This window comes from Sphingobacterium psychroaquaticum (assembly GCF_900177625.1).
Taxonomy (GTDB): Bacteria; Bacteroidota; Bacteroidia; order Sphingobacteriales; family Sphingobacteriaceae; genus Sphingobacterium; species Sphingobacterium psychroaquaticum.
Genome location: NZ_FXAU01000002.1, coordinates 523,915 through 548,089 on the forward strand (window position 1 = coordinate 523,915; position 24,175 = coordinate 548,089).

20 protein-coding genes are annotated in these 24,175 nt (G+C 41.1%); 8 read left to right on the top strand and 12 right to left on the bottom strand.

Annotated elements, in window-relative coordinates:
* Positions 1–27: 27 nt before the first annotated feature.
* The 10 genes from B9Y69_RS07830 to B9Y69_RS07875 form a co-directional block, all read right to left on the bottom strand.
* Positions 28–2,178 (bottom strand): glycosyl hydrolase family 95 catalytic domain-containing protein, encoded by a 2,151-nt coding sequence (locus B9Y69_RS07830; RefSeq protein WP_085472379.1) that lies wholly within the window; start codon positions 2,176–2,178, stop codon positions 28–30.
* Between the two features lie 11 nt (positions 2,179–2,189).
* Positions 2,190–3,428, bottom strand: a complete 1,239-nt coding sequence (locus tag B9Y69_RS07835; protein WP_144036523.1) for a glycoside hydrolase family 88 protein — start codon at positions 3,426–3,428, stop codon at positions 2,190–2,192.
* A gap of 177 nt (positions 3,429–3,605) precedes the next feature.
* Entirely contained in the window at positions 3,606–3,965 is a 360-nt protein-coding gene (locus B9Y69_RS07840) for a CoA-binding protein (protein ID WP_085472380.1), read from the bottom strand.
* 14 nt (positions 3,966–3,979) lie between these two features.
* Positions 3,980–5,167, bottom strand: a complete 1,188-nt coding sequence (locus tag B9Y69_RS07845) for a serine hydrolase domain-containing protein (protein WP_394365780.1) — start codon at positions 5,165–5,167, stop codon at positions 3,980–3,982.
* 132 nt (positions 5,168–5,299) lie between these two features.
* Positions 5,300–6,934, bottom strand: coding sequence for a dihydrolipoamide acetyltransferase family protein (locus tag B9Y69_RS07850; RefSeq protein ID WP_085472381.1), 1,635 nt, complete (start codon positions 6,932–6,934; stop codon positions 5,300–5,302).
* Positions 6,935–6,979: 45 nt separating this feature from the next.
* Positions 6,980–7,975, bottom strand: a complete 996-nt coding sequence (gene pdhA / locus B9Y69_RS07855; RefSeq protein WP_085472382.1) for a pyruvate dehydrogenase (acetyl-transferring) E1 component subunit alpha — start codon at positions 7,973–7,975, stop codon at positions 6,980–6,982.
* A gap of 143 nt (positions 7,976–8,118) precedes the next feature.
* Positions 8,119–9,498, bottom strand: a complete 1,380-nt coding sequence (gene hisS / locus B9Y69_RS07860) for a histidine--tRNA ligase (RefSeq protein ID WP_085472383.1) — start codon at positions 9,496–9,498, stop codon at positions 8,119–8,121.
* Positions 9,499–9,541: 43 nt separating this feature from the next.
* A complete protein-coding gene (rnc, locus tag B9Y69_RS07865) occupies positions 9,542–10,294 on the bottom strand; it encodes a ribonuclease III (protein WP_085472384.1) in 753 nt (250 codons plus the stop codon).
* A 77-nt stretch (positions 10,295–10,371) separates the two neighbouring features.
* Entirely contained in the window at positions 10,372–11,625 is a 1,254-nt protein-coding gene (gene fabF / locus B9Y69_RS07870; protein ID WP_085472385.1) for a beta-ketoacyl-ACP synthase II, read from the bottom strand.
* 25 nt (positions 11,626–11,650) lie between these two features.
* Positions 11,651–11,998, bottom strand: coding sequence for an acyl carrier protein (locus B9Y69_RS07875; RefSeq protein ID WP_449448549.1), 348 nt, complete (start codon positions 11,996–11,998; stop codon positions 11,651–11,653).
* A 230-nt stretch (positions 11,999–12,228) separates the two neighbouring features.
* Between B9Y69_RS07875 and B9Y69_RS07880 the strand changes: the two genes are divergently transcribed.
* The 7 genes from B9Y69_RS07880 to B9Y69_RS07910 all read left to right on the top strand — a co-directional run bounded on the left by B9Y69_RS07880 (position 12,229) and on the right by B9Y69_RS07910 (position 20,918).
* Positions 12,229–12,729, top strand: a complete 501-nt coding sequence (locus B9Y69_RS07880) for an IPExxxVDY family protein (protein WP_234991134.1) — start codon at positions 12,229–12,231, stop codon at positions 12,727–12,729.
* 136 nt (positions 12,730–12,865) lie between these two features.
* Positions 12,866–14,296: a pyruvate kinase gene (pyk, locus tag B9Y69_RS07885; protein WP_085472387.1), complete on the top strand. Its 1,431-nt coding sequence runs from the start codon at positions 12,866–12,868 to the stop codon at positions 14,294–14,296.
* 141 nt (positions 14,297–14,437) lie between these two features.
* On the top strand, positions 14,438–17,110 hold the full coding sequence (locus B9Y69_RS07890; protein WP_085472388.1) for an outer membrane beta-barrel protein: 2,673 nt from the start codon (positions 14,438–14,440) through the stop codon (positions 17,108–17,110).
* Complete coding sequence (locus B9Y69_RS07895) at positions 17,103–18,017, top strand: GLPGLI family protein (RefSeq protein ID WP_085472389.1); 915 nt, start codon at positions 17,103–17,105, stop codon at positions 18,015–18,017. The genes B9Y69_RS07890 and B9Y69_RS07895 overlap by 8 nt, the downstream gene beginning before the upstream one ends.
* A 3-nt stretch (positions 18,018–18,020) precedes the next feature.
* Complete coding sequence (locus B9Y69_RS07900; RefSeq protein WP_085472390.1) at positions 18,021–18,875, top strand: helix-turn-helix transcriptional regulator; 855 nt, start codon at positions 18,021–18,023, stop codon at positions 18,873–18,875.
* Positions 18,876–18,940: 65 nt separating this feature from the next.
* Positions 18,941–20,254 carry an amidohydrolase gene (locus B9Y69_RS07905; RefSeq protein ID WP_085472391.1) on the top strand — a complete coding sequence of 438 codons (1,314 nt, stop codon included), beginning with the start codon at positions 18,941–18,943 and terminating at the stop codon, positions 20,252–20,254.
* Positions 20,232–20,918 (top strand): ankyrin repeat domain-containing protein, encoded by a 687-nt coding sequence (locus B9Y69_RS07910; protein ID WP_234991135.1) that lies wholly within the window; start codon positions 20,232–20,234, stop codon positions 20,916–20,918. The genes B9Y69_RS07905 and B9Y69_RS07910 overlap by 23 nt, the downstream gene beginning before the upstream one ends.
* Before the next feature lies 1 nt (position 20,919).
* Here B9Y69_RS07910 and B9Y69_RS07915 read toward each other — a convergent pair whose 3' ends face one another.
* Together B9Y69_RS07915 and B9Y69_RS07920 are read right to left on the bottom strand one after the other, a co-directional pair.
* On the bottom strand, positions 20,920–21,282 hold the full coding sequence (locus B9Y69_RS07915) for an MmcQ/YjbR family DNA-binding protein (RefSeq protein WP_085472393.1): 363 nt from the start codon (positions 21,280–21,282) through the stop codon (positions 20,920–20,922).
* A 14-nt stretch (positions 21,283–21,296) separates the two neighbouring features.
* On the bottom strand, positions 21,297–21,848 hold the full coding sequence (locus tag B9Y69_RS07920; RefSeq protein ID WP_085472508.1) for a thioredoxin family protein: 552 nt from the start codon (positions 21,846–21,848) through the stop codon (positions 21,297–21,299).
* A 384-nt stretch (positions 21,849–22,232) separates the two neighbouring features.
* Between B9Y69_RS07920 and dnaK the strand changes: the two genes are divergently transcribed.
* Positions 22,233–24,143 (top strand): molecular chaperone DnaK, encoded by a 1,911-nt coding sequence (gene dnaK / locus B9Y69_RS07925; protein WP_085472394.1) that lies wholly within the window; start codon positions 22,233–22,235, stop codon positions 24,141–24,143.
* The last annotated feature ends 32 nt before the right edge of the window (positions 24,144–24,175 follow it).

The window sequence follows — 24,175 nt, forward strand, 5'->3', positions numbered from 1 at the left end:
ACATAAAGAACAAATAGAAATTCAACATTAACGAAGATGTAAGACAGCCTGCTCTCCCTTAGGTAAATAAAGCTCAACATAATCATCATGCTGATCGCGAATCGCTGAATGTCCCGAAAGCGTGATACGAGGGTTCACTATTCCACTTTTGAGACGAATAGTCCCTGTATGCTGACTCATCACACGTACCTCACGTGTTTTACCACTTTTTCTTTCAGCCGAGATCAAAAATGCACCATCCGTCAGCATGTCCCGAAAGGTAACGTCAGCCCATACCGTTGGTACAGCTGGAAACACACGCGTAACACCATTCCAATGTTGAAGCACCAGTTCCTGAATACTACTCATTGCTGCGAGTGGTGTTTCGATAACAGGCCCTGTCTCCGCATATAGCGTATTAGGTTTCACATATTTTCGCAACAATGTTTCCAAGGCAACTAAGGCTTTGTCTCCTTCACCCATCATCGCATACATAGAAGCGCTCCCCGAAAAGGAGTACCCCTGTAACGCTGCAGGTTTACTTTGCCAATGGCTGATAGAGCGCTTTATTAAGTCATGGTTCTCTGGTTGATCCCAATTGATGTCGTAAAAAGGATATACCATCATCAGATGCGAATAATGTCGATGTGACTCCGCATATGGAACGTCCTTCGCAATCATAAAACCATCCTTATTCGTCGGGTACGCTCGAAGGTGTGTCAAAACCGTCTTCCATCTTGTGTAGAGCGGGTCTTTTAGGTTACGCTCATCATCCATCGCAATCAACGTCTTTAATCCCCAACGTAAAATCGAGAGATCATAGTTCGTATCATAGGCATATCCACCAGAATACTCTGGTGAATAGGTTTTTTCAACAATATGATATCGGCCATCGGCATCTTGATCCAGGAGGTGCAAATAATAGTTCACCGACCTTTTCAGCAAAGCAAACAACGGTTCATATGCTTTTTCATTCATACTAAACCTATAGTATTGATAATAACTGTGTAGCATCCACGTAAGGTTGCCCAGCTCTTTTTGTCCATCTTCCCAAGCTGTTCCATCACGCCCTCGCTCCACCCATACCGGGCTAATCATATCTGGAGCTGAGCTGCGACCAATAGCCGCACTATTATGCCGATACGGTTTAGGAGAATTTTGAATCAAGTTATCAACATTGCGGTTGATCATTTTAATCAATGATTCTGCAATCTCAAGGTGATTACTAGCAAAGACTGGCGAATAAGCGAGCTCTATATTCAGGTTATGCCAATACGCTGGCCACGGCGTGTTGGATGTCCATGGCCCTTGAAGATCCATAGCTGGCTTATCTTGCCCCGTGGCTGAAGCCAGCTTATAGAGTTGCATATTATAAAATTGTTGCAGGCGTGTGTCCGGAAGTGTCAGATTCGACCTGGAATAGTAAGATTTCCAGATCGCTTTATGCTCCAGAATTTCCTTATCAAGCGCCATTTCCTTAAGCGCTTCTATGTTGTCGATGGCCTGTGCCACATAATCTCTATTTCCGCTATCGTAACCTATGCTAATGAGGTAAACAGTCTTATTTTCTTTAACATAGGACTGCCAAACCGTGGCGTATCCACCACCCGCCAAGAGTGGCTGTTTATAAACAGAATAGTTATTACGCTTCACATGTTCGCCTATAGGGTTTTCAGGGTAATTGTCCGGTTTCTTAGCGTGTCCAAAATTCATCCGCGGACTTCGCGGCACCTCAGGAATCCATTCCAATAAAGGTACAGTATTGGCACCGAGCTTCGTATCAATCTCTACATAGATTACATCTCGATTTGCAAAGGTTAGCGTGCGTACCGAATAGTGCTCTCGTGCTGTCACCACAGTAGCTATCGCTTCACCGCCGCCATAATCGATCAAACCGTTTGTACGAAGCACAGTGTCTTGCAAACGAAGTACGAAATGTCCAATGGGTAATCGCGCCTTATCAAATAATGCAGATTCAGGGTTTTCACGGTGATCATATACATCGGTCCGACCAACATCGATCCGCAATGTATTGTTTGATTTCATATAGCTCATCGTCCCCAGCAGGCCATTACCGGTAAAAACGCCACTATAGATAGTAGTCCCGAGTTTCTCCATTGGAAACATCGAACTATTGCCTTGTCCAAAAGATAATAATACACCCCAACTAAGAGACAAAAAAAGAATAAATCGCTTCATACTGTAAGGGGTTAATCTATAATGCTTTTCCCTGCCAACAAGCGTTGGTAACGTATCAAAGCTTCAACATAATAATAATCCGCATAGGTTAGTGGCACATCAATTTCGGAATCTAAAGGCAGCGCACCAACAGAATGCTTCAAGATATATCCTCCATTTTCACCATCCTGCGCCAAATAAGGGTCTCCCGAAAGATTCTTAATCAACGTTTCTGCAGCGCCTAAGTATCCTTTGGCCTCTTTCCCCGTTGTATATTGTGACAATTCCAGAAGCGCACTAGCATATAATGCTGCGGCCGAAACATCCCGCAGGTCCTTATTTTTGTACATCTTACTCGTTGCAGGTACTTTTTCTTTATCAAAGTCCCAATATGGCACTAGATCTGCCGGCAACTGTGGATGTTTCAAAATATAAGAGGCGATATGTTGCGCCTGCTTCAGGAATTGTTTTTCTCCAGTTTCCCGATACATCATCGTATAACCATACAAAGCCCACCCCTGTCCTCTCGACCAGGCAGACTCATCAAAAGCACCCTGATGATTTTTCTTTCTACTTACAGCCCCCGTCTCCTTATTGTAGTCAATCACATGATAGGCACTGTAATCTTTCCGAAAATGGTTCTTAATAGTGGTATTCGCATGTTGCACCGCAATATCTTTGTATTTCTTATCTTTTGAAATTTTTGTTGCCTGCGTTAAGAATTCTAAGTTCATCATATTATCGATGATAACCGCATACTCCCAGCTTCCCCAATCCCAAGATTTGATTGCCTTTTGCCTATCATGGTATCGAGAGGCTAATGACTCGGCGCCCGTCAAAAGAATATCCTTATAACTCGCCGAATCTCCAGTAAGTCGAAGAGCATTTCCAAAACTACAGAATAGCATAAATCCCAGGTCATGCGTTCCTTTATTAAACTGTTCTTTGGCCAAAGGTTTCAACTTGTCCGTCGCTAGGGTTAATAGCGTATCATTCTTTGTTCCTTCATACAGATATAGCAATGTGCCGGGATAAAAACCAGAACACCACCACGAAGAATTGGAGAACTTTTGCTGTCCGTTTTCGAATGTCTTAGGAAATTTATCGGGTGGAGTTGCTGCAATTAAGGTCGATATTTGTTGTGCCGCATCCTTTAATTTTCCCTGTATAAAAGAATAAGATAAGGATAGATCGGTACGCTTTGTTTGTGCTTGCGCCGCTGTTGTGAGTACTAAGCAAATGGCTAATGCTAGATTCGATAGTTTCATCATATATAGGTTTAAGTGTCGAATATATGATATTAAGAAGAAAATTGACGTGGAAGGTATTGGATTAATTCACGATAACGTTTTCATCCGGCGACACAAACGATTGTTCATTCCTATCAACCTGTCCGGTTGGTAAAGAAAGGTGTCAAAATAAAAGCAGAGACTAGCTCTGCCTTTATTTTAATATTGTCCTGTATTGAGCATCACGAGCGTACACGCCTCGATGGGCTCTATTCCATCTTTTTCCAACAAGACTTTGAGCTCTTCATTTTCAGCACCAGGATTAAAGATTACACGCTTCGGTTTTGTTTGAAGGATATAATCGTAGTAAGGTTGCTGATTTTTAGGTCCCACATAAAGCGTGATGGTATCAATATCCGTATGGATATCACTGGCAGTCTCAATATCAACGCCCGCTACTTTTCCAACTTTACGGCCTACATTCACGATCTCATGCCCTTTCCGAACCAACTTATTAGCGACCAGGTAAGAATAACGCGCAGGATTTGTACTGGCACCAAGAATCAGTGTTTTTTTCATAATAAATCTATAAGTTAGTTAACAACAAAGTCACCATTTGCATTATATGCGTTTTGCCGTAAAACAGGCATCTTTAATATTTTGTACAAGCTATCTAAATTCACGAGGCTTCCATTTGCCATATTGGATAACAACACAATAGTAACATCATCGGTTAGATCTCTAACATATAAATTGCGAAAACCGTGCCACCATCCGGTGTGATAGACCACTTGTGTGTTATGTGGCGAAAAAGTACGCCATCCATAACCGTAACTGAATAGATTTCGCTTTGCATCATTACGAGGAACATATGCTGAGTCCAGTAATGCTTTATTCACGATGCGACCTTCCTTCAGTGCAATATCCAGTAAAAAAAGATCTTGAACTGTGCTATATATACCTTTATCTCCTACAGGCCCATCCAAGTAGTTTTGCACGACCGAACGACGCCATACCTTATCGTGACCCACCACATTGGTTGGAATAGTTTCATAACGCGCCTTCGATAAGGCGGCTGTATTCTTCATTCCTGCCGGATCGAATACCACCTCCTTCATATACGCTCCAAAATCCTTGCCGCTGACTTTCTCTATAATAACACCGAGGACCATATAATTGGAATTATTATAGTGGAAACGTCCGTTAGGCGCTCCATAACGATTTGGCTTATGCTCGATCAACAAATTTACGGCATCCATATTGGTCATTCCTTTTTTCTTATCCTTCCATACGCCTTCTGCAAAATACACGTAATTAGGCAAGCCACTCCGATGTGTCAACAACATTTGTATCGTAATACCGGGATAGGGAAAAGCAGGAAAAAAGTCATTAACAGTCTGATCCAGTTTCAGTTTTTCAGTTTCGACGAGCTTAAGGATCCCCAATGAAGTAAGCGGTTTAGAGACCGACGCGAGTTCAAACTTAGAATCAATTTTCAGACTATCTTTCTTTAGGTAGTTCGCCCAGCCAAAAGATCCCTGATAGATAATTTTACCTTTTTTCGCAATCAAAACATTACCATTGAAGGCTGCCTTCTGATGCAGGTGCTGCATAAAGGCTTCAATCTCTCTGTCCGCAGAATCTGGATTGTAGACAAGGGAGATACTATCTTTCTCAATTTGTTTTTTAACAATTTCTTTTTGCTTTGCTTCGGGTGATGAACACGCAACGACATTAAAAAGCAAGGCAACAAATAGGGTATTTATATATTTTATACGCACAGGATACTCCTCGAATATTAGAGTTAAACACTTGAAATCAATTCCTACAAAATAGGATTTCTTGACTGTATTAACAATAAAAAAAGCACTTTGGTATTAACCAAAGTGCTTTTATAACTATATTTTTACTGATTACGCTAATAAACGAATTGGCGCTTCTAGTAATGATTTTACGGTTTGCAAGAAAGCAGCACCAGTTGCACCATCCACCACACGGTGGTCACATCCCATAGTTAATTTCATAACATTACCTGGTACTACAGCTCCATTTTTAACAACTGGAATCTGCTGGATCGCGCCGACAGAAATGATTGCACCATCCGGTGAGTTGATGATTGATGTAAACTCATCAATACCAAACATACCTAAGTTAGAGATTGTAAATGTTGAACCTTCCCAATCTGCTGGTGTTAATTTCTTAGCTTTTGCTTTTTGTCCGTATTCTTTAACTTCTGCAGAGATGTGCGATAAGGATTTACCATCTGCAAAACGTACTACCGGAACCAATAGACCATCTTCCACAGCCATCGCCACTCCAATATTTACGTGTTGGTTGAAACGAATCTTATCCCCTCTCCATGAAGAGTTCACCGCAGGATGTTGTTTTAATGCAGAAGCAACTGCTTTAATTAAGATATCATTGAAAGAAACCTTAACAGGCGCTACCTCATTAATCTGTGCACGCGCAGCAATCGCATTGTCCATATCAACAGAGATGGTCAAATAGAAATGTGGTGCAGTAAATAAAGATTCACCTAAGCGACGTGCAATAGTTTTACGCATTTGCGAAACCGCTACTTCTGTATATTTCTCTTCTCCAATAACTTGTGGTAAAGAAATCGTTGCTTTTCCTTCGCTCGCTGCTGCCGCTGGAGCATCTGCTTTTGCCGCCGCCGCTGTCGGAACAAATGTTTCTACATCTTTCTTCACAATACGACCGCCATCCGCAGACCCTTTCACATCGTTCAGATTAATGCCACGTTCTTTCGCAATTTTTCTTGCTAAAGGAGAAGCTTTCACACGTGAATCATCCGCTGTGCTCGTCGCTGCTGCTACTGGCGCTGCTGCGCTAGTTGTTTCTGCGACCGCAGGCGCTGCCGTTTCAGCTTTCTCTGCTGCTGGTGCACTAGGCTTTTGATTCAACAATGGCGTAATATCTGTTCCCGCAGGACCTACAATAGCAATAATATCATTTACTTTTGCTGCTTCACCTGCTTCCAAACCAACATATAACAATGTTCCTTCTGCATAAGCAGTAACCTCCATTGTTGCTTTGTCCGTCTCAACATCAGCGATAGCATCATCTGATTTTATGGTATCACCCACTTTAAAGTTCCATTGTGCAATAACCCCTTCAGTCATGGTATCACTCAACAATGGCATCGTAATTACGGTACAACCTAAATCCTCAGGCGTAACGGTAGATGTACTTGCCGCAGGAGCATCAGCAGGCTCAGCTGCTGCTTCAGATTTCTCTTCCGCCTTAGCTGGAGCAGCATCACCTTCTAGCAAAGCTTTGTAATCCTCCCCTTCTTCACCCAAAACAGCGATTACCGCATCAATTGCTACAGCTTCACCTTCCTTCGGGCCAATGTACAACAATGTTCCTTCTTGATAAGACTCGAAGTCCATCGTTGCTTTATCTGTTTCAACTTCAGCAATTAAATCACCGGAGTTTACTTTATCACCGACTTTTTTGTGCCATTTAGCAATTACACCTTCGGTCATGGTGTCGCTCATTTTCGGCATTCTTACTACTTCAGCCATTTGTTATAGTAGATTATATCTTTAAGTTAAAGTAATTCTTAATTATTAGTCCATTACAAAAGGATAGTCCTTCTGTACATAAACGTCGTCATAGATTTCTGAAGCATCTGGATATGGCGATTCTTCTGCGAATTTAACAGACTCATCCACTACTTTTTTCACATCCGCCTCTACTTCAGCAAACCATGCCTCATCAGCATAATTATTTTCTAGAATCGCAAGTTTCGTAGACACCAATGGATCACGACCTTTGTATTCTTCTAATTCTTCTTTTGTACGGTATTTAGCTGGGTCAGACATCGAGTGTCCTTTGTAACGGTATGTACGAATTTCCAAGAATGTCGGTCCTTCACCAGCACGCGCACGTTGCACAGCTTCATCCATCGCGTTGTGTACCGCAACAACATCCATACCATCAACAGCAGCACTTGGCATATCAAAACCAAATCCCATTTTGTAGATATCGATCATGTTCGTTGTACGCTGTACGGAAGTACCCATCGCGTAACCATTGTTTTCACAAACAAAGATTACAGGTAATTTCCACAACATCGCCATGTTCAATGATTCGTTAAATGCACCTTGACGAACAGCGCCATCTCCCATAAAACAAACATTTACGCTATCCTTACCTAAGTACTGTTCCGCAAAAGCGATACCTGCACCCAAAGGAATCTGACCACCTACGATACCATGGCCACCCATCATCTTGTGTTCTTTCGAGAAAAAGTGCATAGAACCACCTTTACCTTTAGAACATCCTGTAACCTTACCAAACATCTCCGCCATACATTCGTTGGCAGACATACCTTTTGCTAAAGCATGTGCGTGATCTCTATACGAAGTGATAACAGAGTCATCGGGTCTAGTTGCCGAAATCGTACCAGCCATAACAGCCTCTTGACCAATGTATAAGTGACAAAATCCACGGATCTTTTGCTGCCCATATAACTGACCAGTCTTCTCCTCGAATTTACGCATAAGTAGCATAGATTTATACCACTCTAAATATGTTTCTTTTGTTATAGGTGTTGAACTCATTTTAACGTATTGAATTTCTTTACTAAACCGACCACAAATCTAGTTATTTTTAACGAGATTTTGAATAAAAAATAGGCAGGAATTAGTCGTTTATTGTCACAAAATTATCTAATTTCTTCTTTTTTGAATATCAAAATGGTCGCCTATTTGAAATATTTAATCAAGGCTTCCATATTCAATTTCTGCTGTTCCCCACTTCGCATATCTTTCAACGAGAGCTCTCCACTTTTAATTTCTTCCTCTCCGGCCAATAGTACATAAGGAATCCCTTTACTATCTGCGTAGCTCATCTGCTTTTTCAATTTAACAGCAGCGGGGTATAACTCCACCGCAACCCCTTCATTTCGTAATTGCATCAGCACGGGCAATAGGAATGCTTCGCAAGCAGGATCAAAGTTCACCAATAACAGCTGTGTCGTTGCGGCAGAAGACTCTGGGTAGAGATTAAGCTCTTCAAGCACATCGTAGATGCGGTCGGCACCAAATGAAACCCCAACTCCAGTTAAATCTTTTAGACCAAACATCCCAGTCAAATCATCGTAACGTCCTCCGCCACCAATACTTCCCATGGCAACTTCATTCGTCTTCACTTCAAAGATACATCCCGTATAGTAATTCAAACCACGCGCTAGCGTAATATCCAACTCCACGACCTTATCCAATAGTGCCGACATACCAAACGATGTCAAATACGCAAAAACCTCCTCAATCTCAGCAATACCCTTCAAACCGGCTTCCGACTTGGCCAAAACAGATTTTAAGCTAGCGAGCTTATCCTGATTTGTTCCTTCTAAAAGAATAATCGGGCGTAACACCTCTACATCCTCTTCCGTGAACCCACGTTCAAGCAACTCTTTATTGACTCCCTCAAGCCCAATTTTATCCAGCTTGTCGATGGCAACCGTCATATCTACAATAAGCTCTGGCTTACCAATTACCTCGGCGATACCAGTCAATATTTTTCGGTTATTAATCTTGATCGTGAAATCCTTTAGTCCCAATGCAGCTAGTGCCTCGTTATAAATCAGAACAAACTCCGCCTCATTCAACAACGAATCTGACCCAACGACATCAACGTCACACTGATAGAACTCTCTATAGCGCCCTCTTTGCGGCCTATCTGCCCGCCATACAGGCTGAATCTGAAAACGTTTAAAAGGCATCGTAAGTTCATGCTGATGCATAACTACAAATCGCGCAAAAGGAACAGTTAGGTCATAGCGCAACGCCTTTTCTGAAATATGCGAAATAAGTTTATTGGATGCTTTCTCTGTCAGCAACGCTTCAGGAGCCTTACTCAGGTAGTCTCCAGAATTCAATATCTTGAAAATCAACCGATCTCCTTCTTCGCCATACTTCCCTGTTAGGGTCTGTAGATTTTCAAATGTAGGGGTTTGAATTTCGTTATAGCCGTACTTTTTGAAAACGGTCTTTAAGGTATTGAATATGTGGTTACGCTTTTCCATCTCTTTGGGAGAGAAATCACGCGTACCTTTTGCCAAAGAGGGTTTAATATTTGCCATGCGGCAAAGTTAAGATATACAAGCGAAATGCGAAAGCTTATAATTAACGAGAATATTCTTCGACATCGAAGATCTTGAGATGTTCACACGCTTTCTCTGCCGCCAGTTTTTCAGCGCTTTTTTTATTAAAGTCACGCCCAACACCGCACACTTCGCCATCCACCACGGCTTCGACCGTAAACATTTTAGCTGATTCTCCAGGAGGATTATCAACTTGCACAAACTGAATATCTTTACTTAATTGTTGACACCATTCGATAAGTCTACTTTTGAAATTTGTCTCCGTGATTTCCAACATATGAATATCCACATGTGGTTTAATTATCCGGGTCAGTAAAAATTCGCGTGTAAACTGATAGCCTCTATCGATATAGACAGCACCGATAAGCGCTTCAAAGGCATCTCCTAATAGGGAGCTTTGCTTATTGGGATAACTGATCATACGAGCATCATACTCGATAAACTCGTTCAACCCTAATTTTCGGGACAATTGATTTAGATTGACACGACTCACGATCTTAGAGCGCAATTCGGTCAAGAAGCCTTCATCTTTATAGGGATACATCTTGAACAACAATTCAGCAATCACAGAACCTAAAACTGCATCACCCAAAAACTCCAAACGCTCATTACTATTTTTTACGCCATGCTTTATGGGGGTGGCTACAGACTTGTGTCTGAAGGCCATCTGGTACAGTTTTATATTACCGGGAACAAAGCCAAGAATATTCCGTAGTTTACGGACGTAAGCTTTATGACGTGAAAAATATAGATGATATATTCCGGAGAAAGACATTCTCTACTAAAATAAGGAATAGGTAGTTTCGATTAGAAACTACCTATTATTTTTATCGTTTATCTTACTCTTAAACATTAAGAGTGATATTTCTTCACAATAATCGTTGCGTTGTGGCCACCAAAACCGAACGTATTACTCAACGCTGCGTTCACAACACGTTTTTGTGCTGTATTGAACGTGAAGTTCAAGTTATTATCGATCTCCGGATCATCCGTAAAGTGGTTGATCGTTGGTGGAACGATATCGTTTTTCACCGATAGTATCGAAGCGATCGATTCAATAGCACCAGCAGCACCTAACAAGTGACCTGTCATTGACTTCGTGGAGCTGATGTTCAGCTTATAAGCATGATCACCGAAAAGATCGATAATTGCTTTGGTCTCACTCACATCACCAACAGGGGTAGAAGTACCGTGCACATTGATATAATCAATATCACTAAAATTCATACCGGCATCTTTTACTGCCATTGTCATGGCAAGTTTTGCACCGAGTCCTTCTGGATGAGATGCTGTAATGTGATACGCATCTGCACTCATTCCACCTCCAACGATTTCAGCGTAAATCTTGGCTCCTCGCGCAAGTGCGTGATCAAGGCTTTCCAAAATAATCGCTCCTGAACCTTCTCCAGAAACAAAACCATCACGATCTTTATCGAAAGGACGGGATGCTGTTTTAGGGTCATCATTCCGGGTTGAAAGGGCGTGCATAGCGTTAAATCCACCAATACCAGCCTCATTGATTGTTGCTTCCGAACCGCCCGTAACAATTACATCTGCTCTACCCATACGGATATAGGTAAAAGCATCAATCATTGCATTCGTGGCAGAAGCGCACGCAGATACTGCTGAGAAATTAGGACCACGCAAACCGTGACGCATAGAAATATGGCCCGGTGCGATATCGACAAGCATTTTAGGAATAAAGAACGGATTGAAACGAGGTGTTCCATCTCCTTTGGAGTAATTTACTACCTCTTCTGTGAATGTAGTTAATCCTCCAATTCCCGATCCCCAAATAACACCGATACGGTTGGTATCTAGTTTATCAAATTCTAAACCAGCATCCTTGATTGCTTCATCTGTGGAAGCTATGGCATACTGTACAAAGGGGTCCACCTTACGTGCCTCTTTGCGATCCATAAAATTATGCGGATCAAATCCCTTTACTTCACAAGCAAATTGGGTTTTGAACTTTGATGCATCAAAATGCGTAATAGGAGCAGCACCGCTTACACCATTAATCAAACCTTCCCAATAAGCTGAGACGGTATTTCCTAAAGGTGTAAGAGCGCCTAACCCTGTTACAACTACTCTTTTAAGCTCCATTAATATGTTTGGCCTAATAAATTAGTTAGTTAACGTTTTTTTCTAAGTAAGAAATAGCCTGACCTACAGTGCTGATGTTTTCAGCTTGGTCATCAGGAATAGCTACGTTGAATTCTTTTTCGAACTCCATGATCAACTCAACTGTATCAAGTGAGTCTGCACCTAAATCATTCGTGAAAGAAGCTTCTGGTGTTACTTCATTTTCATCTACACCTAACTTTTCAACGATAATTGCTTTTACTCTTGATGCGATATCTGACATGATTTTATAGTTTAATTGTTTAATAAATCTGTGCAAAGAAAAATAAATTTCCCCATAAATCAAACCTTTTTGATTTTTAGATGCAAAATAAGCACCTTGCCGTCCTCTCATTTACGAGCAAAAACCGCCATAACTTGCATATATCCAATATTAACAAAAAAAAATATATAAAACAAGAAACTTAAACCTTTCCAGCTTTTGTACATCCTCTTGCACAAAAGTGGCCTCAAAGAACGATAAAATTCTATAATCTCAACATATCCGCATCTCCCCTTTCTCCTCGCTCAGCATAACAAATTCCAGAAAAACTTTGTAACTTCGAACCTCAATCCCTGAACGACGTGAGCATTACAAAGAAACATTTACTTCTAGATTTTGAGCTTGAGCTCGACTTCTCGCTAATTGGGATTAGCTCCCCGCTGCGCGATTATCGACTCTCTCATTTTATCTTTAAGCATACGGGATTGGAATTGGTACGTGGCAAAGAGAATTATATCGATCATAAGGGATATCTGAAAGACAAAGACAAGGACGAAATGGATTACCATATTGTCTTTGAGCGCACCAAACAGAAAAAAACATCAAAGTATCACTACACCATTTACCGGTGCTGTGATGAAAATTTTGAATTTGAGTATTATTTGATCAATAACAGAAGCATTGAAGGGGGCATTTTAATCCCTGAACTACCCAACTTTGACTACTTCTTTATGGCCAAACATTTTATTGATCCAGAGGATCTCCGAAATTTATTAGAGGATATTAAGACTATACAGGAGGTTTTACTCGTTAAAGAGTTAGACCCTACGGCTTTAAAATCCAACGAAAATCTGATTTTTTAGGGGCATCAGGGGCTCTGAGTGTAAAATTTACACTATAATAAACCTAACTTAAAAACAGATTGTTATTTTTGCAATAATTATTGTATAATACAAGCGACTATTACACTGAAAAATTCATTAAATTAAAATATTATAAATGAACAAGATTCAAAAGAGGACAAAAATTGTAGCCACACTCGGTCCAGCATCAGCGGACAAGACTATATTGACTAGCATGATTGCCAAAGGTGTGGATGTATGTCGTCTGAATTTCTCACACGGAAGCCAAGATGACCACCTAAAAGTAATCAAGACCATTCAAGAAATCAATAACGAAAACCCATTCAATGTAGGTATCCTTGCCGATTTACAAGGTCCAAAAATCCGCATTGGAAAAATGAAAGAAGGTGGTGCGATATTGATCAATGGCTCACAGGTAGAAATGACTACGCAAGAGCTTATCGGTGATGAAAAACGTATCTACATTACGTACGAAAACTTCCCGAACGATGTAAAGGAAAACGAAATCATCTTATTGGATGACGGAAAGCTTCAGCTACGTGTGCTTTCAACAAATCACAAAGATAGTGTTATCTGTGAGGTTGTACATGGCGGCGTATTAACATCCCGCAAAGGTGTTAACCTTCCAAATACAAAAGTGTCTATCCCTTCCCTGACGGAAGAAGATTTAGACAATCTTAATTTTGCGTTGGATAATGGTGCAGACTGGATTGCCATGTCATTCGTACGTTCAGCAGAAGACATCGTTCAATGTAAAGAAATCATCAAAGCAAAAGGAAGTCATGCACTTGTTATTGCTAAAGTAGAGAAACCAGAGGCGATTGAAAATATTGATTCCATTATTGAGGCGACAGATGCAGTGATGGTTGCTCGTGGCGACTTGGGTGTGGAAATGCCAATGGAAGAGGTTCCGGGTTTACAGAAAATGATCGTACAGAAATGTCGTGACTTATCTAAACCTGTTATCATTGCGACACAAATGTTGGAGAGTATGATTACAACGCCACGTCCGACACGTGCGGAGGTGAATGATGTTGCGAACTCAGTACTGGATGGTGCAGATGCTGTAATGTTAAGTGGTGAAACTTCAGTTGGAGAGTTCCCGGAGATCGTAATTGAAACAATGGCGAAAATCATTACGCATGTAGAGCATACTTCCTATCCTTACTACAGCAATAAGGCAAGCCTTCAACCTGCTAAAACAAAGATTCCAGATGCAATCTGTGGTTCTTCCATCTTCTTAGCACAAAACACAGAGGCTTCGGCAATCGCTGTTATGACATCATCAGGTTACACAGCTTTCGAAATTTCAAGCTACCGTCCGAATGCAGATATTTACGTCTTTACAGGTAATGCGAACTTATTAAACCAATTAACTTTGGTTTGGGGTGTACGCGCATTTATCTACGATAAATTTGAGAGTACAGATGGCACAATCCAAGATGTAAACAAGCTCCTAAAAGAGAAAAATTTGGTGGCACCTGGCGAAATTGTAATCAACACTTCATCTACACCTTTACATGAGAAAGGAAGAACAAACACAATCCGTGTTTCTGAAGTAAAATAATACGGGACTTTATCTTCCGATACAAAATAATAAAGCACGCCAACGAGCGTGCTTTATTATTTTGTATCAAAGCTATTACATCGCTTATTTTAACATTAATTTACTCTTTTTCTAGCTTACTTTGTCCAGCTAACTAAGGTTATGAGACGAATACTAATCCTTCTTCTATTTATTGCGAGTCAATATGTACACGCACAACAGGTAATCACCGGAATTGTGGTTGATGCATCCGATAATAAACCATTGGTCAACGCCTCGGTTGTCGTGCTTAACACGGACTCTATCATGCAGCAATTCGCTCGCGTAGGTGAAGATGGCAAATTTCAGATCAAAAAAGTAGCCCGCGGAAAGCACCTCCTATTGGTAACCTACCCAAAATTTGAAATCTTTAGCAAAGAGTTTGAAGTGGTCAGCAGCGACATCAAGCTCGATAGCATTAAGATAAATTCCCAATCGAATCTCTTGGAAGAAATTATTGTTACGCAAAAGATTCCGATTAAGATGAAGGGTGACACCATCGAGTATGACGCATCAAGTTTTGCAACCGAGAAAAACGCCAAACTAGAAGACCTGTTACGTCGTCTTCCGGGACTAACTGTATCCAACAGCGGTGAAGTAACTGCGCACGGAAAAACAGTATCTAAGGTCTTGATCGATGGAGAAGAATTTTTTGGCTATGACCCAAAAATTGCGATCCGGAATGTACGAGCCGATGCCGTAGATAAAGTACAAGTTTACGAACGTAAATCTGAACAGGCGGAATTAACAGGTATTGATGATGGAGTTCGCTTGCAAACTGTCAATGTGGTCCTCAAGGAAGAAGCTCGAAAAGGTATTTTTGGAAATGCCAATGCAAGCGTTGGTACCAAGGAATTATTTGACGCCAATCTATTTGCGGCAAAGTTCAATCAATCGGAACGTATCGGCTTGACAGGAAGCTGGAACAATATGGGGAATCAAGGGGATGCTTCGATGATTCGGATGAATAACCAAATTATTGGTAAACCGGAGCACCAAAGTGCCGGAATCAACTACGAGAATAATTTCTTGAAAAAGAAGTTGCATATGACCTCCAGCTACGGCATTAGCAACAACGGTAATGCCAACGAGTCGGAGTCATACAATAAGCAGGTCCTGGGCGAAAATAAAACACAGGAAACATCGCGCAAATCACAGTCGGAGAATAATAATCTCAACAATAATTTACGTGCGCAGTTCCGGATGAAGATCGATTCCGTAAGCAATATGAATGTGCAGCTAGGTGGAAGTAAAGGCCGTTCAGAATCTAGTTCCCTATCGAGCAGTGAAACCTTCCGTAACGAAGGTCTTCGGGCGAATGAATTCAATGGCAATAATAGCACCGAGACCGATAACGGAAGCCTAAATGTACGGATGGACTATCGCCGTCGTTTAAACCAAAAAGGGCGTAGTATGAACCTACACCTTAGCAATGACTACAACAATAGCGAGTCCACCAACCTGGTTGATGAAACAACAAAATTATACGATAGACTAGGTAATGACAGCACGACCATTCATGTTAACCAAACGCGTTTGAATGAAACAAAGAGCAATGGCTTTGGGGCCGCATTAAATTTTAGCGAACCTATTTCGGAGAGAATATTCCTAACCTTGGGCTATAGCTTTAACACCTCCAAGAGAACAGGCCTAGTCGATGCGTACAACAATACAGACAACACGCAAGGATTAGATATGCGTTACTCCAAAAATGAAGAAGATAAAAACAATAATAACAGTGCTGATGTTAACCTGAGCTATAGGGCTGACAAATTCAACATTAATCTTTCTAACCGAACGACCTATCGTCAACAGCAACTCTCGGATAGCTACCGTGATATCGATCTAGAACGATCATTTTGGCAAAACAACTTCAACACAAATATCTCTTACAAAATCAGCAACAGTAAGAATTTAACTTTTGGTTTCCAAAACAATACGAATGTCCCGAGTTTCCAACAGTTGCAACCCTTACAACCACCAACGAATGAGTTGTACGAGCAAATAGGAAATCCAGACCTAAAGCGTGAAATAAATAATAATTTCAACCTATCTTATAACAGGTTTAGCTTATTAAAGGGTTCATCTTTTAATGTCAATGGAAGTATTTCCCTTATGGACAATGCAATCGTCAACAAATCTGTCGTTGATGATAAAGGTAAGACCACAGCCACTTTTGTCAATATCAACGATAAATTGAATTGGAATGCCCGACTCAACGCGAACTACGGCAAACCTATCTTTAATGGTGTTATGCAATTTGGCCCTTACTCTATGATCAGCTACAGCAGCAACTACCTTTATATCAACGGGGATTTAAACCAAAACATCACCACAAATGCCAATGTTGGTATTAACGGAAATAAACAGAGTTCAAAAGGTGTAGACTTCAACTTTAATCTGGGGATTGGCTTAGCTAATGAACAAAACTCCGTACAGAGTCGTCTCAACAATACAAGTTTACGCTCCTCAGCAAATGCAGACCTTAAATATTATTTACCGTTTAAGTTTAGCTTAACACAAGTTTTATCGTATAGCTTCACCGGGAAGAACAAGATTTTCCCAGAACCTATCCATCAGTTTTACATGAACTTAGAACTGACCAGAAAACTTTTATCGAGTGAATCATTACTTCTTAGTGTGAAAGCATTCGATGTATTCAACAGCTTTAATAATACACAACGATCGTTTAGTGAGAGTAATTTCTCCGAAACAAGACAACAAATGTTAACCCAGTATTTCATGGTGGGTCTAAAATGGGATTTCAATAAAAACCTTGGTAAGAAAAATGATTAAACAGCTTCTAATATCTAGTATCGTAGTGCTGTGTACATGGTTACATACAAGTGCACAACACGCTTATTTCCCTACCAAAGGAAAAATCACCTTTGAGCGCGAGGTATACCAACGTGCACGCATGCGGGAGATGAACAATAAAATGGCCAGCCAAGGTCAAAATGCCGGTATGATGATGCGCTTCGGCGGTAATATCGAGGATATCCCGGAAAAGAGCTCTGATATGCTTACGCTTCATTTTGATGAAAAAGAAACTTTGATGCAGTTCAACGATTCCGAAAATACGTCTACACGCCCCAACGGCAATCGCCCTAGTGGTGGTGGAAACCGTGGTGGTGGCGGCGGTCGTGGTGGACAGCCGATGGGTGCAGTAAGTATGGGCGGAGGATCTGTTCAGGTTCGTGGTGGTGGTTTTGGGGGAAGAAGGCCACAGTTCAATAAGATATTTTTTCAAGATCTTCAAAACCAGACCTCAGAAGTGGAAATGGAGCTTGATGAAAAATATAACCTAAAAGATTCTTTACAGCAGGTCACTTGGCGTTTCACGGATGAATATCGCAATATCGCAGGGTATGAATGTCGTCGTGTGAACGGCGCTACAGCGGACTCGCTCTATATTATTGCGTTTTACACCGATCAAATCCCCGTGTCTGGAGGCCCCGCCTTGGTCAATGGTTTACCTGGCATGATCTTGGGATTGGTTATTCCTGAGATGCACATTAATTACTGGGCCAGAAATATAGAGTTTACCACTGAAAACGTCCCTAAACAGTGGCGAGATAAGAAAAGTAAAGCCATGAGTATGGAAGAGTTCTTCAAATCGCTCAGTGGTAATCGGATGTTTGGCGGGGGCGCATCGGGAGGCAAACAACTGAAACGTAATTTATTGGAAAACCTGATCTATTAAAATATGAATCTGGATATTCGCGCGGTAGAAACATTTAATCTAACACACTTCAAACACGAATATCAAAACGATTATCGATTACTTCATCATGTCGTTGATGGCAGAAACAAAATTTCTAAGCCACATAAGCATGACTTCTATCTGCTGTTTCTTATTGAACAGGGAAGTGGGACACATACCATCGATTTTCACACACATAAGGTACAGGATCGACAACTTCATATTTTGCTGCCTAATCAAACGCATACCTGGGACCTCGGTGAACAGACCGATGGTTACCAGTTTATGATCAATCAGCAAGTTTTTGAGTCCTTTCAATCAGCTATACACATACACTACCTGCGTCGTTTTGACAGTCAAGTTTTCGACCTCAAAGAAGAGGCCTTCAACACCTTATTGCATGAGTTTCAGCAACTCAACAAAGATTTACAAATATCCCAGCAGATTCCCTGGCAGATTGTTTATACACGTAGCCAACTCCTATCCCTCCTGATCAGTAAAGAAATTGAAACGCATCTCGACGGGTTAGTAGAAAACAAATTGCACCCGACAGTGTTACATTTTATAAATCTGGTAGATCGGCATTTTATTGCCCAAAAGACTGTCGCCTTCTATGCTGACAAACTACATATTACCGCGAATTACCTCAATATCCTTTGCAAACGAGATTTACAGGTATCCGCCCTTCATATCATACAGCAACGCGTAGTTCAAGAAGCTAAGGGACTACTAAAGAATACCAACAGCAGTATTAAAGAAATCGCTTACAGCCTGGGCTTCTTGGATAGTTCTTATTTTTCTAATTATTTTAAAAACCAAGTCGGCACTACACCCCGCCAATACCAGATTCAGTTATAATATTCACTATTGTTGTAAGGTTTTTCTAACTTTTTCTATTACTTTCTTCCTTAATTTTGAAGAAGATGAAAAGGAAAGATTTTATACAACAGGCTACTTTGCTGGCCGGCGGCAGTCTGATAGGCAGTCGTTTATCAGCAAATGAAACAATAAGAATAAATAAAAAGATGATGGAACAGCAGGAGATTAAGTTAAAAAACGTACGTCTCGAGACGGGATTTAAGTATGACGGGGATGAAGTAATTGCCACGAACACCGCGCTCTTTTGCATTACACTTTCTGGTGGAAACATCAAAGAAATAAAAGCGAACAACCCGCAAGCGGATGCTTTTGATGCCAAAGGTTTTCTTATGCTCCCTTCCTTCAAAGATTACCATATCCATCTGGACAAAACATTTTATGGAGGGCCATGGCAAGCGCGTTTAAAAAAGAACCGTAGTGTGCGGGATATGATAACATTTGAAGAGCAGACGATGCCCGAATTGTTAAAAACCTCCACTTACAGAGCGGAAAAGCTTATTGAACTGTTACAGCAAAACGGGGTATCCTTTGCACGTAGTCATGTCAATATTGAACCTGCATCCAAATTGCAGTCGCTAAAAAACCTAGAGGTTGCCATCGAAAACAAAAAAGATAGTTTTGGCACCGAACTCGTTGCTTTTCCACAGCACGGGATCTTCTTTTCGAAATCAGAACAACTCATGCAGGATGTCGCAAAGTTAGATATCGATTTTATCGGAGGCCTAGACCCTTCTTCTATTGAGGGAAATGTAGAAAAGACCATAGATTTTATTGTCCAGCTGGCATTAGACAACAAGAAGGGGATCGATATCCACCTTCACGAGCAGGGTGATGCCGGATTAAAATCTATTCAATACCTCACCCAAAAGGTTGCCGAAAATCCAGCGCTTCGTGGCAAAACATTCTTAAGCCACTGCTTTGCCTTAGGTAGTATGCCAACGAATACCTTAGAAGGTGTTGCCGAAGGGCTGGCAGCGCAACAAATTGGCGTGGTGTCAACGGTTCCTTTTGGGCGCCTTATTATGCCAATTCCATTGTTGTACAAAAAAGGCGTGGATGTACGGACGGGTAATGATAGTATTATTGACCATTGGAATACATTTGGTTCTGGTAGTGTCTTACAAAAATCAAATATTATGGCTCAGCTCTACGGCTGGAGCACTGAATATGATCTTTCTCGCTGTCTAAAACTCGCAACACACAATGTACTTCCTTTAGACGATCAAGGAAAGCAGGTATGGCCAAAGATTGGTGACAAAGCGACTTTTGTTTTGGTAGATGCCTCCTGCTCCGCTGAAGCAGTAGCACGGGTATCTCCTATTAAAAACTTAATCTATGATGGAAAGATTCTTTATTAAGGTTAGTATGATTGTTGCACTGCTTCTTGTTGGCGGTGCAACTTTCTCATCCTGTCAAGAAAAACAAAAAAATAGTATGATGAATGTAGATATTATCAGTGCCGTAAAAGCGGGAAACTTAACGAGTGTGACACAATTACTCGATCAACATGTTGCTATTAATACTGCAAACCAACAAGGTGAAAGTCTACTTCTATTGGCGACTCAGCGCAACAATGTAGCGATGGCCGAGCTTTTGGTTTCCCGTGGAGCGGACGTTAACCAGCAAGCCAGCAATCTCGACAGCCCCTTCCTCTTTGCGGGAGCCTCAGGCTTTACAAAACTGGTATCCTTATACTTGAAAAACGGAGCACACTTCGATATATTTAATCGATACAATGGTACAGCACTTATTCCTGCTTGTGAACGTGGACATGTTGAAACCGTCCGCCTATTAGCCAATACCCCCAACTTCCCGATAGATCATGTAAACCGTTTGGGATGGACTGCACTTATCGAAGCTGTTATTTTAGGCGACGGATCGGCTAAATACGTACAGATTGTCAATGTGTTACTACAAGCCGGCGTCAATCCGTCTATCGCAGATAACCAAGGGATGACCCCGTTACAGCACGCCAGAAAAAAGGGATTTACAAATATTGTTACGTTATTAGAAGGAAAATAGTTTAGCCAAGTAACGCTGCTTTTACAGCTTTGGGTAAAGCCTCAAAAATTAAATCATAACTATGATCGATTAGTTTTTGTATCTCGCTGTCTGAGAGTTGTCGATTACAGTGCATGGTATTCCAGTGCTTTTTATTCATATGGTACCCTGGAAAGACCGTGTCAGCAAATTCAGATCGCAATGCAATAGCACGTTCAGGATCGCATTTCACATTGATACGTAGATCATCTCCCAATTGATCAATCCCGAGCAGTGCAAAAACCTTCCCTCCGACCTTAAACACGAGCGTGTCAGGTCCGAAGGGAAGCTCTTCGTTAACATATGGCTTAGATAAGCAGTAGTCTCTTAAATCTTCAATATGCATGAATAATATTTGAATTAAGATAAGGCAAGCAAAAGCTCTCGTTGGATTTCCTCTCCCTTATCTTCATTATACCATTTTTGCATAAGCTCTTTGGTTTCCTCAAATAAGAGGCCTTTCTCTTTTGATTCCAAAAACATATCCTGTAACTTTTCAGGACGAGGTCCCCAAATCACTTTATCATGACCTACATCATTGCGTATAACAAGCTTCGGAATTGATTTCCCTCCGTTGGTCAGGTAGTCCTCTATTAAAAAGGGCTCAGTATCTCGCAATTGGATTTCAAAGTCAATATTTGGGTTGTTCTTAACCATTTGATATAGCTGTGGCACAGAATGCGCGGCATCTCCACACCAAGGTTCGGTAATTACGATCCAGTGTTGCGGTTCGGTAATCGAGCCAATAAGATTCTTGATATCGTTGTTTGGTTCAAAACGTTTCAGCCAGCGGTTCATCCGTGACCAGTTTAACTTTGTGTAATTAAAATACTCCTCATCCCCGTAGGGGTCTACATCTTGTGGAGCGGCTAAAATTTGCTCAAAATAATCCAAATATTCCTGAAAGGTCATATTATATGAAGTTTGCAACACGAATTTAATAATTTTTTCTGAATTGTATGTTTCCAAAAAACGAAACATCTTCTTATTGGAGTACCTCTCGCTCCTCCATCATAATTATGGCGCAATTCTGACGTTCATCTCTATTTTCTCTTTGAGAAGAAAAACCAAACTGCCATTGACAGCGTTATATAGTATTACTATGTAAAGCAAGACGTGAAGCCTACCTTCTGTCAGCCTATCTCAGGGTGTACAGCATATACAAAATGACAGTTTGTCAGCGGAAAACATATAAAACACGTCAAGCATGTTATTTTTTAAAAGCAAAACAGGGTTGGCACACCCCTTGATAAGTAGAAGGAAAGAACAATATTCGTAAATAATAAAATACAAGATATGTCAAAAATTATAGGAATCGACTTAGGTACTACGAACTCATGTGTCGCCGTAATGGAGGGTAATGAGCCAGTAGTAATCGCTAACAACGAAGGTAAGCGTACGACACCTTCTATCGTTGCATTTGTTGAAGGAGGAGAGCGTAAAGTAGGTGATCCTGCAAAACGTCAAGCGATCACAAACCCACACAAAACTGTTTATTCAATTAAACGTTTTATGGGATTGTCGTACGATGAATCTGCGAAAGAAATTGGTCAAGTACCATATAATGTGGTAAAAGGAGACAACAACACACCACGTGTTGAAATCGACGACCGTAAATATACACCACAAGAAATTTCAGCTATGATTCTTCAGAAAATGAAGAAAACAGCAGAAGATTTCTTGGGACAAGAAGTAACAGAGGCTGTAATTACTGTTCCTGCTTACTTTAATGACGCACAACGTCAAGCAACTAAAGAAGCGGGTGAAATCGCTGGATTAACGGTTAAACGTATTATCAACGAGCCTACAGCTGCAGCATTAGCTTACGGTCTTGATAAAGCACACAAAGACATGAAGATCGTTGTTTTTGACTGTGGTGGTGGTACGCATGACGTTTCTGTGTTGGAATTAGGTGATGGTGTTTTCGAAGTAAAATCTACCGACGGTGATACGCACCTAGGTGGTGACGACTTTGATAACGTGATTATCAACTGGTTGGCTACTGAATTTGCAAATGAAAACGGTGGCTTCGATTTGAAGAAAGATGCCATGGCTTTGCAACGTTTGAAAGAAGCGGCAGAGAAAGCAAAAGTAGAATTGTCTAGTACAACATCTACAGAAATCAATTTGCCATATATTACAGCAGATGCAACAGGTCCGAAACACTTGGTACGTACATTAACACGTGCGAAATTTGAAGACTTAGCGGCTGATCTTATCAAACGTACGATTGATCCGTGTAGATCAGCATTGAAAAATGCAGGTTACTCGACATCAGATATCGACGAAATTATCTTGGTAGGTGGTTCAACACGTATTCCAGCAATCGTGGAAGCAGTTAAAAGTTTCTTCGGTAAAGAGCCTTCAAAAGGGGTTAACCCAGATGAGGTTGTAGCGTTAGGTGCTGCGATCCAAGGTGGTGTATTGACGGGAGAGGTAAAAGATGTATTGTTGTTAGACGTTACACCATTGTCTCTGGGTATCGAAACAATGGGGGGTGTGATGACAAAATTGATCGAAGCAAACACGACGATCCCGACGAAAAAATCAGAAACTTTCTCAACAGCATCAGATAACCAGCCTTCTGTAGAGATTCACATCTTACAAGGAGAGCGTCCGATGGCAGCGCAAAACCGCACGATTGGTCGTTTCCACTTGGATGGAATTCCTACTGCTCCGCGTGGTGTGCCTCAAATTGAAGTAACATTCGATATCGATGCCAATGGTATCATCAAGGTATCCGCTAAAGATAAAGCAACAGGTAAGGAACAAAATATCCGTATCGAAGCATCTTCAGGTTTATCGGATGAGGAAATCCAAAAAATGAAACAAGAAGCGGAAGCAAATGCTGAAGCCGATAAAAAAGTAAAAGAAGAAGCGGATAAAATCAACGCAGCAGATGCTTTAATCTTCTCGACAGAGAAACAACTTAAAGAGTATGGCGAGAAAATTTCCGCAGATAAAAAAGCACCTATCGAAGCAGGTTTAGAGAAGTTGAAAACTGCATATGCAGCTAAAAACTTTGATGAAATCGATGCTGCATCGGCAGAATTACAAAACGCTTGGAACGCAGCTTCAGAAGAAATGTATGCAGCTTCGCAACAAGGTGGTGCACAGCCAGACCAAGGTGGCGACCCAACAGGTCAGGGTCAGCCTAAACAAGGTGGCGATGATGTACAAGATGTAGAATTCGAAGAGGTTAAATAAGCTTCAGAACAAAGCAATAAAAAAGCTCGAAA

Bases quoted from the DNA above. Each gene is read 5' to 3' on its own strand.
- B9Y69_RS07920 (WP_085472508.1), bottom strand. From the start codon at position 21,848: ATGACCTTTCAGGAATATTTGGATTATTTTGAGCAAATTTTAGCCGCT.
- B9Y69_RS07900 (WP_085472390.1), top strand. From the start codon at position 18,021: ATGAATCTGGATATTCGCGCGGTAGAAACATTTAATCTAACACACTTC.
- B9Y69_RS07875 (WP_449448549.1), bottom strand. From the start codon at position 11,998: ATGAGAGGACGGCAAGGTGCTTATTTTGCATCTAAAAATCAAAAAGGT.
- pyk (WP_085472387.1), top strand. From the start codon at position 12,866: ATGAACAAGATTCAAAAGAGGACAAAAATTGTAGCCACACTCGGTCCA.
- rnc (WP_085472384.1), bottom strand. From the start codon at position 10,294: ATGTCTTTCTCCGGAATATATCATCTATATTTTTCACGTCATAAAGCT.
- B9Y69_RS07835 (WP_144036523.1), bottom strand. From the start codon at position 3,428: ATGATGAAACTATCGAATCTAGCATTAGCCATTTGCTTAGTACTCACA.
- hisS (WP_085472383.1), bottom strand. From the start codon at position 9,498: ATGGCAAATATTAAACCCTCTTTGGCAAAAGGTACGCGTGATTTCTCT.
- B9Y69_RS07890 (WP_085472388.1), top strand. From the start codon at position 14,438: ATGAGACGAATACTAATCCTTCTTCTATTTATTGCGAGTCAATATGTA.
- B9Y69_RS07910 (WP_234991135.1), top strand. From the start codon at position 20,232: ATGATGGAAAGATTCTTTATTAAGGTTAGTATGATTGTTGCACTGCTT.
- dnaK (WP_085472394.1), top strand. From the start codon at position 22,233: ATGTCAAAAATTATAGGAATCGACTTAGGTACTACGAACTCATGTGTC.
- B9Y69_RS07915 (WP_085472393.1), bottom strand. From the start codon at position 21,282: ATGCATATTGAAGATTTAAGAGACTACTGCTTATCTAAGCCATATGTT.
- B9Y69_RS07830 (WP_085472379.1), bottom strand. From the start codon at position 2,178: ATGAAGCGATTTATTCTTTTTTTGTCTCTTAGTTGGGGTGTATTATTA.
- fabF (WP_085472385.1), bottom strand. From the start codon at position 11,625: ATGGAGCTTAAAAGAGTAGTTGTAACAGGGTTAGGCGCTCTTACACCT.
- B9Y69_RS07895 (WP_085472389.1), top strand. From the start codon at position 17,103: ATGATTAAACAGCTTCTAATATCTAGTATCGTAGTGCTGTGTACATGG.
- B9Y69_RS07850 (WP_085472381.1), bottom strand. From the start codon at position 6,934: ATGGCTGAAGTAGTAAGAATGCCGAAAATGAGCGACACCATGACCGAA.
- pdhA (WP_085472382.1), bottom strand. From the start codon at position 7,975: ATGAGTTCAACACCTATAACAAAAGAAACATATTTAGAGTGGTATAAA.
- B9Y69_RS07840 (WP_085472380.1), bottom strand. From the start codon at position 3,965: ATGAAAAAAACACTGATTCTTGGTGCCAGTACAAATCCTGCGCGTTAT.
- B9Y69_RS07905 (WP_085472391.1), top strand. From the start codon at position 18,941: ATGAAAAGGAAAGATTTTATACAACAGGCTACTTTGCTGGCCGGCGGC.